9 protein-coding genes and 1 tRNA gene are annotated in these 12139 nt (G+C 53.2%); 7 read left to right on the top strand and 3 right to left on the bottom strand.

Annotated features, from left to right (window positions below; genetic code table 11):
• Window positions 1-62: 62 nt before the first annotated feature.
• Window positions 63-1490: a WD40 repeat domain-containing protein gene (locus tag JMJ04_RS10330; RefSeq protein ID WP_201370425.1), complete on the bottom strand. Its 1428-nt coding sequence runs from the start codon at window positions 1488-1490 to the stop codon at window positions 63-65.
• 130 nt (window positions 1491-1620) lie between these two features.
• A complete protein-coding gene (locus JMJ04_RS10325; RefSeq protein WP_201370424.1) occupies window positions 1621-3282 on the bottom strand; it encodes a ribonuclease J in 1662 nt (553 codons plus the stop codon).
• 444 nt (window positions 3283-3726) lie between these two features.
• On the opposite strand from JMJ04_RS10325, the gene JMJ04_RS10320 reads away from it, so the two are divergent.
• The 3 genes from JMJ04_RS10320 to JMJ04_RS10310 all read left to right on the top strand — a co-directional run bounded on the left by JMJ04_RS10320 (window position 3727) and on the right by JMJ04_RS10310 (window position 5832).
• Window positions 3727-3799 (top strand) — tRNA-Phe (locus JMJ04_RS10320).
• A 181-nt stretch (window positions 3800-3980) separates the two neighbouring features.
• The gene (locus JMJ04_RS10315) at window positions 3981-4445 is read left to right on the top strand and encodes a GNAT family N-acetyltransferase (protein ID WP_201370423.1); all 465 of its coding nucleotides are present in this window, start codon (window positions 3981-3983) and stop codon (window positions 4443-4445) included.
• Between the two features lie 598 nt (window positions 4446-5043).
• Window positions 5044-5832: a hypothetical protein gene (locus tag JMJ04_RS10310; RefSeq protein WP_201370422.1), complete on the top strand. Its 789-nt coding sequence runs from the start codon at window positions 5044-5046 to the stop codon at window positions 5830-5832.
• Window positions 5833-5835: 3 nt separating this feature from the next.
• Here the strand turns inward: JMJ04_RS10310 and JMJ04_RS10305 are convergent, their stop codons facing one another.
• Complete coding sequence (locus tag JMJ04_RS10305) at window positions 5836-7098, bottom strand: FAD-binding protein (RefSeq protein ID WP_201370421.1); 1263 nt, start codon at window positions 7096-7098, stop codon at window positions 5836-5838.
• A 186-nt stretch (window positions 7099-7284) separates the two neighbouring features.
• Here JMJ04_RS10305 and JMJ04_RS48655 point away from each other — a divergent pair, with 186 nt between their 5' ends.
• The 4 genes from JMJ04_RS48655 to JMJ04_RS10285 all read left to right on the top strand — a co-directional run bounded on the left by JMJ04_RS48655 (window position 7285) and on the right by JMJ04_RS10285 (window position 12139).
• Complete coding sequence (locus JMJ04_RS48655; protein WP_201370420.1) at window positions 7285-7518, top strand: CPCC family cysteine-rich protein; 234 nt, start codon at window positions 7285-7287, stop codon at window positions 7516-7518.
• Window positions 7519-7761: 243 nt separating this feature from the next.
• Window positions 7762-7974 (top strand): hypothetical protein, encoded by a 213-nt coding sequence (locus tag JMJ04_RS10295; RefSeq protein ID WP_201370419.1) that lies wholly within the window; start codon window positions 7762-7764, stop codon window positions 7972-7974.
• A gap of 624 nt (window positions 7975-8598) precedes the next feature.
• On the top strand, window positions 8599-10488 hold the full coding sequence (locus JMJ04_RS10290) for a MutS-related protein (protein ID WP_201370418.1): 1890 nt from the start codon (window positions 8599-8601) through the stop codon (window positions 10486-10488).
• Window positions 10489-10642: 154 nt separating this feature from the next.
• Window positions 10643-12139 carry an acyltransferase family protein gene (locus JMJ04_RS10285; protein WP_201370417.1) on the top strand — a complete coding sequence of 499 codons (1497 nt, stop codon included), beginning with the start codon at window positions 10643-10645 and terminating at the stop codon, window positions 12137-12139.

Genomic DNA, 12139 nt, shown 5'->3' with positions numbered 1-12139 from the left:
GCAGAACAGGAGTTTTTCCCGCCTGATGAGGTTGTGGTGCTGCACGCAGCACCACAACCTCATCAGGCGGGAAGGACACTTCCCTGCCAGAGCTGCATGGAACCGGTGCGCAGGGCCAGGAAGAGCGTCTTACCATCGGGGGTCCATTGCAGCACGCTGGAGGCGATCAGGTCCGCCGCCTCATCGTTATGATCGCTCACGGAGACACCATACACACGCCAGAGCGCGCCCGTATTGGCGTTATAGAGCGAGAGACGCTCTCCTTGATGATCATACACCGCCAGCACCTGGCCATCGGGCCTCCAGGCAAACGTCTTCGTCTCCAGACCTTTAGATTGGGAGCGCAGAAGCATCTCAAGAGCTTTATCATGCACAGGTAAGACTGGCAATTGATCCAGTGAGGCTCCCTTCAACACATTCGGCGCTAAGGGCGCTTGCCCGGGTAGGCTTATACGCGCCTGCCAGTAGAGGATAGCCATATAGCGCCCATCACTCGACCAGCTCACGCAGGAGGCATTCCAGACATACTGCCTCTCCGGCGTCGTATCCACGACCTGGACCTTTCCAGGCTGCCAGAAAGTAAAGGGCTCTCCACTATGCACGCTTCCCACATCTGTACCCGAGAGCGTACCTGCTGGCGGCTGTACCAGGTGCCCTTGCTCGTCCCATTGTAAGCCAGTATTGGCGCTGGTCTCCAGCACATGTGCAGCTTGCGGCACCTGCACACCCCTCAGTACATCCCAGACCAAGCCCAGCTCCATAAAGCTCGAAGAAGATGCGGCACTGGACTCGTGAGTGGCGAGATAGATATGCGTTTGTTTTGGCAGATCGAGCACATACAAGCCCGCCAGCGTCTTGAGCGTCCCCACGAACATCGAATTCTTGGGTGTCAGAGCCAGTTGGAAGGCGCAAATTACCTTCTTGCTATCAGATGACCAGCTCACATTAAGATAGTAGATATCGCTTACATCCTCCGTCTTCAACTGCTGCTTATGAACGATATCGAGAATCGCTTTAGCGAGAGCAAACTGGCCCAGGAGACGCTTCGAGTGTGCGTCAAAGAGTTTGAGTCTGGCATTACCAGTGCGCCCCTCGATCCGAGAGAGCGAGGGCAGATAGCAATAATCACGCTCCATGACCGCGATCACCTCTTTATTGGGGGCCAGCTCGGCATCATTGATGCATGACTCACCCATATCCAGGGTATTCGCGGAAGTGATGGGTGGCTGAGGCACGAATTTGCTGGCGAACCGGGACCAGCTTCCACTGGTCAGGAGCAACGCCACCAGCCCCACACAGAAGACCGCCGTTACAAAAGGCACTTGCACACGCCGCCTCCGCCACAGTGGAAGAGGCTCGCGCGGCTCCGGCAAGGCGCTCTTCTCCCGCGATGACAGTGAACTCTTCCAGACACCTTCCGGAGCATTCTCGAAATCGCCCAGGTCGACGATCTCCAACTCCATATCATCATCGTCTTCGTACGGCTTCATGCCCCATTGCCTTTCACTGTGCGCCGCGCTATTTTCATACTTATAAATATAATACGTAAAAGCCGCCCTTTTAAGAACATAAAAAAGCAGCCTGGGCATTCGCCCAGGCTGCTTTTTTATGTTCTTACCTTTAAACTTCCATGACCACTGGTAAGATCATAGGACGGCGGCGCGTCTTCTCATAGAGATACTCGCTCAACGTGCTCTTGATCTTGTCCTTCACAAAGGACCAGTCCGAGCTATGGCCGTTCAGGCCACTGAGAGAGTCAATCACACGCTCACGAGCGCTCGTCAGTAACTCCTCGGCATCGCGCATGTAGACAAAGCCACGCGTCACGATATCGGGGCCCGCAATAGGCAGACCAGTCTCCTTATCGACGGTGAGCACCGCCATCAGGATACCATCTTGCGACAGCACCTTGCGGTCACGCAAGACAATCTGACCCACGTCACCCACGCTCAAGCCATCAACATAGACATTCCCTGAGGTGGTATGTCCAACCATCTCGATGCGCTCCTGCGTTAGCTCAATGATATCGCCATCCTCAGCAACCACAATGTGCTCCTCAGGAGTACCCAGCGAATAGGCCAGCTTCGCGTGCAGGATCAACTGGCGATACTCGCCGTGAACGGGGAGGAAGAACTTCGGACGCAGCAGACTCAGCATCAGCTTCAACTCTTCCTGCGCGGCGTGTCCGGAGACATGCACATTGGAGAGGCCCTGGTAGAAGACCTCAGCCCCCTGGCGGAAGAGGCTATTAATTGTGCGATGCACCATCTTCTCATTGCCCGGCACCGGAGTCGCGGAGAGAATAACCGTGTCCGCTTCCTGAATGCGCACCAGGCGATGATCCTCGTTCGCGATACGTGTCAGAGCCGAGGTTGGCTCACCCTGGCTTCCTGTACAGATGATCACCACCTGCCCGGGATTGAACTTATTGATATCCTCGGCGCGAATCAACATACCCTTAGGCACACGCAGGTAGCCAAGCTCAATGGCCATCTGCACATTGTTGATCATGCTGCGCCCAACCAGGGCCACAAAGCGCTCATAGCGCTCCGCCGTATCCACCACCTGCTGCACACGCGAGATCAGCGAGGCAAAGGTTGCCACGATCACACGCCCGGGAGCATTGGCGAAGATCTTGTCCAGCGAGTCATTGATAACGCGCTCGGAGGGCGTATAGCCGGGAGACTCAACACGCGTGCTATCGCCCATCATGAGCAGCACACCCTGATTGCCCAGTTCTCCCAATTTACCAAGATCGGCAGGCTTGCCATCAACGGGGGTATAGTCGAACTTATAGTCGCCCGTATGCACAACAGTACCGATGGGCGTGCGAATGACAATGCCAATCGCATCGGGAATGCTATGGTTGACGCGGAAGAACTCAACCCCACAACTTCCCAGTTCCAGCTTATCCTCGGGGGAGATCACGTTAATGATCGTCTTCTCGAGCAGCCTGTGCTCTTTCAGCTTCACCTGAATCAACCCCTGCGTCAGGCGTGTCGCGTAAATGGGGGGGAAGTCAAGCATGGGTAAGACGTAGGGGAGGCTACCAACATGGTCTTCATGTCCGTGTGTAATGAGAATTCCACGTATACGGTGCTTCTTATCAGCCAGATAGCTCGTATCAGGGATCACCAGGTCCACGCCAAACATCTCGTCATCTGGAAACATCACCCCCACATCCACGATCAGGATGTCATCACCATATTCGATGACCATCATGTTCTTACCAATCTCGCCCAAGCCACCCAGGGGCACCACTCGAATTTTATCCTTCGTCAATGTATAAAGGACCTCCTAATGAACTATATGTGTATCACGATGTGACAAACGTATCTCTTTTGTGTTGCATATATCTTCACTCCTGCATCCGCCACAGGAGGTAAAGGCAAAATAAGTTATATTATTCCATTTGACAGTGTAGCATAGCAGGTCATAAAACACAAGCAAGGGGTAAGGGCCTGGAACAGTGCCACCCCACATCGCCTCTCAATCATAAAGTGATGTTATGTTTCACTATCGGCAAATCTATAGCTTTTCTCTACTTACTATAACAAACGAAAGAGGTAAAAGCATCCCCAGGCAACCCAAAATGGCAGACATACGAGCCATCATGCTCAAAGGGAGGCGCGCTCCACCGCAAGCGAACCAATTTTTGCGCGCCGCCAAAAAAAGTCGCCAAAGGGGCTTGACGGTTCGCAAGAGACATGCTATATTATGTCCTGCGCCAAGGTAGCTCAGTCGGTAGAGCACAGCACTGAAAATGCTGGTGTCGCCGGTTCGATCCCGGCCCTTGGCACTCTTAAAGAAGAGGCCCGCGTGCAAGAGCTTGCACGCGGGCCTCTTCTTTGCTCTCATATGCTCGTGACAGCAAAAGGAAAGGTCAAATCATCTGTTGGCAGGGCAGCAATTTGGGCCAGGTCCAGTTCATAACTGCACGCCATAAGATGCAGATCGAGATAAAGGATTTATAATATTAGATGGAACAGATTACTCTTCACCAATCCCAAAATTCCGATATTGAGACAATCGCTAATTTACGGGCAATTGTACTATATGATGATCTAACTAGATTAGGAAGATTTAATGAAATAAGGGTTCGACAACGCTTTCGTGATGCATTTAACCCAGTTCATACATGGATCATTAAAGCGGGTTCTTCCTTTATTGGTTGCATAGCTTTTAAACCGATAGTAGATGGATATCTGTTGGAACATTTTTATATTCATCCCGATTACCAAGGTAAAGGCATTGGTAGTCAGGTATTAGAATATCTTCTTAAACAAGATTATGTAATAGGAAAACGGGTGACATTAAATGTCCTGCAAGGAAGCCCTGCTCAGCGTCTTTATGAACGGTTTGGTTTTAAAGTGGATAGTGAGGATCTCATAGACATTTACATGTCTATGGTAGTAGAGTCGAATACCAATAATGAAATTGAGTAGCATTAGGCCCTTAAGTATTCTGGTCCATTAATGATACTGTTGCTAAATTCGTTTGCCAGGCTGAAACGAACAGAATGCCATGCTCAGGTTGAGCACCAAGAAACAATTTAGCAACAGTATCCGTTAATACTTAAGGGCCTATTTCAGTTCACAGTTTGAGAGTACCCTTCTCATTCAGATTAATTGCTATCCCCTATTACAAAGCCTCAGTTCACCCTCATCAAGTCCATACCCAACAGGAGAGCAAAGGGAGTTACTTTCCTCTCTACTATTCAAGTAAGCAAGCCTATGGCATAATTGCATAGATGAGTTTCTACTTATATTTTCTTCATATACTGTGAAACAGAGGACAGACACCCATGCAATGTCGAACATGCCAGGCCGAGATCCCGCAAGGTGCAACAGTATGCCCATTCTGCCAGGCTCCTATCCAGGCCATACCCTCCCCCTCAGAGTATATTGCGTTTCCAGACATACCGTCTGAGACGCCCGCGGGCGTTATCCCGCCGCATGGACCCAACGCTCCCATGTCCACCGTGCCATCGCAGGGGCCAATAGTCATGCCGCCGCCGTACCCACCATATCCCCCTACGCGCCAATGCCATTTCCACCGCCACAACCTAAAAAGAAGCGCCAGACATGGCTCATCGTGACGCTCTCCATCGTGGGCATCGTCATCCTTGGGAGTTGCGGTCTTATTTGTAGTCTGGGCCTTCTGGGGATACAAGGATTTGTGACGCAAGCGCAGAAACAAACGCTGAGTATCCAGGCCACAGTAAACACGCAGGCTACCCAATCAGTTAATGCGCAGGCGCTCTATACCGAGGTGACGAACCGCACTCCCACGTTCAGCAACTCGCTTGCCAGCAAGGGAGAAGGCGATTGGATCGATATCGGCTCGGACTCGACCTATAGTTGCGACTTCAAGGATGGCACATACCATGTGTCCATATCTAAGAAAGGCTACCTCACTAATTGTGACTTCAGCAGATTCTATATGAACTTCGCTATTCAGATAGAGGTCAATCTCCTCAAAGGCGATTACTCGGGCCTAGTCTTTCGCGCCGATTCCACCGGAAACAAGTACTACATGTTTGAATATAACCAGCAAGGGGAATACTCACTGTTCAAGCGAACAGATCCTACAGTTAGCATGGACAGCTTGACCTGGGGTATAGCTACTCCCTATCTCAATACCAATTATGGGCAAAAGAATGTAGTGACCATCATCGTGCGCGGGTCCTCAATCTATTTGTACATCAATCAGCACTTCCTCTCACAGGTTCAGGACGAAACCTTTACCAGCGGGTATACTGGCCTGCTCGCCGACGACACAAACAAGCCAACCGAGGTCGCCTTCTCAAACGTGAAGGTCTGGGAGATCTAGCGCCTACTTGTCACCGAGCACGTGGGCCTTGAGCCAGGCGTTACGGAACGCGCCGCGCGGATCGAGTCGCTCCACCAGGCGGGCAAAGTCGGAATGGCGTGGGTAGAGCGGAGCGATCACCGCTGCGTCCGCGTGGAAGACCTTGCCCCAGTGTGGGCGCGCCTCGAACGGGATCAGGGCGTCCTCGATCAGGGTGAGCACCTCCTTCACCGCGCCTGGCTCGAGCTTCCAGGTGAAGTGAAAGGCGACGCTGTCTTCCTCGTAGTTCATGCTCATCCACAATCTGTCAGAGGCCACCCGGCGAATCTCGCACACCTGTAGGATTGGCTGGACCTTGTCTCCAAGTCCACGCAGCACTTCGATGGCCTGGAGGGCGTGTCGGCGAGGTAGGAGATACTCCGACTGGATTTCTTCGCCGTTGCTGGGTGTAAAGCCCATACGGAAATGCGGTAAGCGATCAGACCAGAGACCGGGCCGCCCCAACTGCGAGGTACAAGAGGTTGGATCGAGTCCGATGATCGGGTGTCGCTCAACCGTTGCGGCAACCGCGCCGAAGAGGTCCCCCTCCACCCGGTCGGGTTCATCCATCCGGCTCTTGACCCAAACCTGGTCAATCGCCTGGCCCCAGCGCGTCAAGATACTGACGCTGTAGCCGCACGAGGTGATCTCGTCGAAGTGGTCGTAGAGCGCCTTCCAGCTCAGGCCTTCGAATACCCGCTGTTGCACCTTGTAGGCAGGCTGCACATCCAGGGTGATCCGGGTGACCGCGCCGAGGACGCCGAGTCCGACCACCAGGCCGTCGAAGTCAGGCTCACCTCGGGACGCCTTGAGGATCTCACCGCTGGAGGTCACCATCTCCAGCCCGGCGACTGCCGTTGCGAGGTTACCACAGGTAACGCCCGAGCCATGTGTTGCCGTCGACACGGCACCCGCAACAGAAATGTGGGGAAGCGAGGCCAGGTTATGTAGGGCCACGCCCTCATCGTTCAGCGTCCTGGCCAACTCGCCATACCTCACCCCTCCGCCCAGGGAGACCGTGTGAGCCTGGTGATCGACGATGATATCAGCAGGCAGGTCCTCCAGCGAGATCAGCTCCTGCGAGTCGGCGATGTCGTTAAACGAGTGCCGCGAGCCCAACACATGCACGCGGTCCGCCTGGGCGACGATCTCCTGCACCTCTTCAATCGTCCTCGGTCGGTGCAACTTCTGCGCCCGATACGTGTAATTGCCAGCCCAGTTTCTTCCTGGCGTCCCTATCTCAGCCATAGCCTTCCTCCTTCTTTATGCCCAACCTTTAAGCTTTTTATACCACATTTTCCCTCACTCAAAGCGCGGGCTGGGCGGGCAAGCGGTACCAACATATTGCCTCGCGTAAAAGCTCGATTTTTTGAGCACTGTAATGCTACACTACGGAAGTAGCCGAAGAGCAGCAGGCTAAAGGCAGGTAGTGATATGAACACAAAGAAATTTGCTTGCTATTGTTGTGGCTTCCTTACGTTGGAAGAGGACCCCTGGGGGTCTTATGAGATCTGCGACGTCTGCTTTTGGGAGCAAACACATACTCAAGTTGATAATCCAGAGAGCCTGGGTCCTAATAGGATAACGCTACAAGAAGCCCACGAAAGTGTGCTCCAATGGCGGGATATCCTTGTGTTGCATACGCATCCTCTAGCTAGCGTTTATTGAGATCTCATAGGTATCTCGCAGGCAGCATAAAAACATTACATCGAAGTTAGCCTATTTGGTATCCCAATATTTCACACAAATTCTGGATAGTGAATACATGGGAAGAGATGCAGCCAGTTTACGCTTGCGCCTGGGATAAATCAGCCAACGAGGAACTGTTTTATTTTATTTTGCCTCTTTCCATGCGTTAATCTATGCATAAACTCATAAGGCTTTTAAGGCATGAAGGGAGTTTTAAAGGACATGAAGTCAAACAAAACGATGCTTCTAGGAATTGTGATTGCCTTGATAGGCATAGGACTCGCTCAACCGGGCAATAGCTTCCTTGCCTTCCGCACTTTCACCTTTATATCAGTCGATGCCTTCACCACTTATTTTCCGCTGCTCTCCGTACTTCTCATCTTCATAGGCGCCATTATTGGGATTATTGGCTACTTCCAGAAGAATCAAGAGTGACCTATCCCCATACTAACCTGATTACAGTAAGATGAGTACGCCAGTAGAGGGCCCTCTACTGGCGTACTCATCTTACTGTGTGGTTATGCGTCTCGGATGGCGGGCTGGGTGCCGTTGGTGATGGAAATGGGTGGCTTATGATAGGTTCGGGGATAGACTCAGGACTGGGAGCGTCTTCTGCTTTGGAGCTCTTTATACTGTGTGAGGTCTCGGAGATGAGTGGGATGGGGATGACGCTGATGTCGGGCGATTGCAGGAGCGCGACGTATTGGATGAGAAGAGCGGGCAGGATGGGCAGGATGGATGAGTTGAGCGTGTAGTGGCTACGTATGGGCGATTGCAGGAGGTTAGCCTTGACCATGGATAAACAGGCTTTTGTCAAGGCAAAGTGCGCGCAATATGCCTGTATAGAAGAAATTGGAAGTGGGTACGTGTTTCTGTTATCCTAGGTGAAGTAGAGTTATCGAGCCAACGCTGCTAAATACGTAAGCACGCGCTTACATATCTTGGCGCGACGTGCCTCGTACCTTGATATGTAGACGCGTGCTTCAGCAGCGTCGGGCCCCATCCGATGTATAAAGCAGACGTGCAGTCATTAGTATTTTTCTGAGCAAGGACTTTAGCGTGAAAACGACCAGAACAGAACGCCTCGCCCTTCTTCAACGCCAGATAGAGCGCCTCGAAGCCCGTCGCGCCAGGCGTGAACTAAAATCAAACTACTTCGCCTGGCAGCAGGTCATGGCGCTGTTGCTTGGCTTTGTGATTAGCTTTGTGCTGCTCGCGATCTTTCGCCCGCTGGGTGTGCTAGCCATCCTGGGCGCCATAGCGTACTTCTACTATTCTCGCAAGCAACAGGTGGCCTACAGCGATAGCGCGCTCAAACTAAAAAACCTGGTACAGTTCTATGAGACACAGGTCGCTCGTGCCAGGCTGGACTGGGAGCATATTCCCTCCGTGCCAGCCAGGAGCGAGCAGTCAGATCATCCCTTTGAGAACGACCTGGATATCTCGGGCGAGTATTCGCTGCACCAGTTGCTTAATACGGCTTTCTCGCACGAGGGTTCGCTGCATCTGCGCAAGTGGCTCTTACAGCGCGAGCCAGACCTGGAGACCATTCAGCATCGCCAGGCCCTGGTGCGCGAGCTGACCACACAGACGCGCTTTCGCCATAAGCTGGCCTTTCACTCGCTCTACACAACGCGCTATATGAGTGAGCTCTTTGATGCCAAACGCATCCTGCTCTGGCTAGCCCAGGATGACGCACCACGCCCGCCACGCTATAAGCTGTTTGTCCCCTGCGTCCTGACGGTGATCTTACTTGCATCTCTCCTGCTCTACGCGCTGGGGATACTTCCTGTGATGGTCCCTCTGGTCTTGCTGCTGGTAAGTGTGTCCTGGTCACTCTTTACGATGCGCGACCGCCTGGCGCTCTTCGCGGACGCCTCTTTTATCAGCCAGAGCTTCGCGCAATTGGGAGATATCTTTGGCTACCTGGAGCATTATCCCTATCAGGAGGGTTCGCGCCTACAAGAGTTATGTGCGCCCTTCGCGCAGGAGAAGGCCCAGGGTCCCACCCACCTCCTGGCACGACTGCGCCGCCTGGCACGCATGGCCACATTCTCGCAGGACCAGGTGGGGGCGCTCTTCCTGAATGCCCTCCTACCGTGGGACGCCTATATCGCGGACCAGTTGGCCCTCTCCAAACAAGTCGCAATCAATAACCTGCCTCAGTGGCTCTCGGCCTGGTTTGAGCTGGAGGCCCTCTGCTCACTGGCGAATTTCGCCTATCTCAATCCTGAATATACCCTGCCAGAGGTAGTCGCCCAGGAGAAGCTGGGAAACGCGCCCTTGCTCCAGGGTACGGCACTTGGGCACCCGCTGCTTGAGCCAGAGGGCAAGGTAACCAATGATGTCAGCTTCGCGCGCCAGGGCGATGTGATGCTGATTACGGGCTCCAATATGGCGGGGAAAAGCACCTTCCTGCGTACTGTAGGACTCAATCTCTGCCTGGCCTACGCGGGCGGACCAGTCAATGCGGCCTCACTGCATACCACGCTTTTTGAGCTCTGCTGCTGTATTCGCGTTGTGGACTCGGTGACAGATGGCTACTCCTACTTTTATGCCGAGGTGCGACGCCTACGCCAGATTCTCTCGCGCTTACAGGGCCAGCCACGCTACCCGCTCTTCTTCCTCATCGACGAGATTTTCAAAGGCACCAATAATCGCGAGCGCCTGATAGGCAGCCACGCCTATATCTATGCCCTGGCGGGCCAGCACTGTCTGGGGGCAATCTCGACGCATGACCTGGAACTGGTCTCACTCTCTGACGAGCTTCCGCAAATCTACAACTATCATTTCCGCGAGCATGTCATAAAGGGCAAAATGAGCTTTGATTACTGCCTGCGTACGGGTCCCTGCCCCACCTCTAACGCGCTCAAGATCATGCGCCTTGAGGGCCTGCCCATTAGCTGGCCCGGCGCGCCAGCCGTCCCCGCGCAACTAGAGGAGGTGTAATGTGAAAGGAAGTGCAGTGGCGAGTTAGCAAAGCCAACTCGCCATTGCACTTCCTTTCACACTTGGTCCTATGGTAGTTGCGTGTGCCGCCCCTTGTCCGTTTGTACATAGAGCGGCTAAGGTCAGAGGTACGGATAGCTTTAAAGGATTTTCGATGCAGGCACAGAAAGCGTTAGAACCACGTACGATACTATTCTGGAAACGTATTTTTCCGTATATTGGTTATCTTCTAGAGGGGAAACAGGCCAACCATAAGCAGAATACCATTGCCGCGCTGGACGGGGTACGCGCCATTGCCTGTTTGATTGTCGTAGCCTTCCATCTCTCATTGATTACGACGCGAGATGTGCCTTTATGGACAGCCTCGCAATTCAATCCCCTCTTTTCGGCTGTAGCTTTCGCGGGCGATACAGGGGTCAATCTCTTCTTTGTCCTCTCAGGTTTTCTGCTCTTTATGCCCTTCGCAAGTGCCATTCTCTGGCGCAAACCTCAACCCTCGTGGAAGCGTTTCTACCTGCGGCGTATCTTCCGTATCCTGCCCGCTTACTATGTCTCGCTGCTCTTAATGATCCTGCTCTTTCGCCCGGATTATCTTAGCATCCATCATTGGCAGGGCCTGCTCTCTTTTCTGTTTCTCTTTATTGACTCCTCAGCCGATGCCTATAAGCAGATCAACGGTCCCTTCTGGACATTAGCGGTAGAGTGGCAGTTTTACCTGATCTTGCCCTTCATCGCGCTAGGGATTGCCTTCCTGGTCGAGCGCTGCTCACAGCGCTCAGGCAATCCCCGTATACGCCTGGGATGGATTATAGGCTCACTATGCATACTGGCTGCCTGGGGCGTCTTTTCGCGCTGGCTGGGCATCTACCTGGTGGCTAATCCACAGATCGCCACCACACCCCTCACGAGCTGGTTGATTAACCTTTTTCTCTTCTTTGGTTTTGGCGCACCTGTGGCTGGACTCCATGGCAAATTTCTGGAGGATTTCGCCATGGGCATGCTGGTAAGTACGCTCTATATCTACACTCAAAGCATGCCTGGAAAGGGGGGAGCCCACTCTTCCAGTATATTAGCAAGCTGGCTGAGCCGCTTGAGCCCTGTGCTTTTCGTGTTCGCGCTCCTGTGGCAGTTAGCGATGTTCGCCTGGAAATTTGCGCAATCAGCACCCCAGGCCTTTCCATTCTTCACGCAATTTGTGTTCACGCCAGCGAATTACGCGACCTATGCTGAACTGGGGTATGGCATTGGCTATGGCTTGCTCATTCTGGCGATTCTCTTTGGTCGAAGCTGGCTAAAACGTCCCTTTGAGTGGACGCCGCTCCGCTGGCTTGGCCTGCTTTCGTATGGCCTCTATATGTGGCACTTGAATCTGGTGCGCCTTCCCACCAGCTTTGTGGCTCGGCATCCCGAGTGGCCAGCCTTGTTGCGCTACGCCGTCTACTGGGGCTGGTTCGCCATCTTTGTTATTCCCTTGGTCTTCCTGCTCTTCGTCGCCGTTGAGCGCCCCTTTATTCAGCTTGGCACGCGCCTGACCAAGACCACAAAAAAGCAGGCGGCTCCTCACCAGGAGGAACCGCCTGCCGCTATATCATCATCATCCACAGACACAGTGAAGGATGCGCATAAACCCGAGCAATACGCATCAAGTTAA

Source organism: Ktedonobacter robiniae (assembly GCF_016587375.1).
GTDB classification, from domain to species: Bacteria; Chloroflexota; Ktedonobacteria; order Ktedonobacterales; family Ktedonobacteraceae; genus Ktedonobacter; species Ktedonobacter robiniae.
Note: the sequence above shows the minus strand (reverse complement) of the source record. Positions and strands in the feature narration are given on the sequence as shown.

What these genes read in the sequence shown, in the direction of transcription:
- JMJ04_RS48655 (WP_201370420.1), top strand. Translation starts at nt 7,285, where the DNA reads ATGAACACAAAGAAATTTGCTTGCTATTGTTGTGGCTTCCTTACGTTG.
- JMJ04_RS10295 (WP_201370419.1), top strand. Translation starts at nt 7,762, where the DNA reads ATGAAGTCAAACAAAACGATGCTTCTAGGAATTGTGATTGCCTTGATA.
- JMJ04_RS10285 (WP_201370417.1), top strand. Translation starts at nt 10,643, where the DNA reads ATGCAGGCACAGAAAGCGTTAGAACCACGTACGATACTATTCTGGAAA.
- JMJ04_RS10310 (WP_201370422.1), top strand. Translation starts at nt 5,044, where the DNA reads ATGCCATTTCCACCGCCACAACCTAAAAAGAAGCGCCAGACATGGCTC.
- JMJ04_RS10330 (WP_201370425.1), bottom strand. Translation starts at nt 1,490, where the DNA reads ATGAAGCCGTACGAAGACGATGATGATATGGAGTTGGAGATCGTCGAC.
- JMJ04_RS10305 (WP_201370421.1), bottom strand. Translation starts at nt 7,098, where the DNA reads ATGGCTGAGATAGGGACGCCAGGAAGAAACTGGGCTGGCAATTACACG.
- JMJ04_RS10315 (WP_201370423.1), top strand. Translation starts at nt 3,981, where the DNA reads ATGGAACAGATTACTCTTCACCAATCCCAAAATTCCGATATTGAGACA.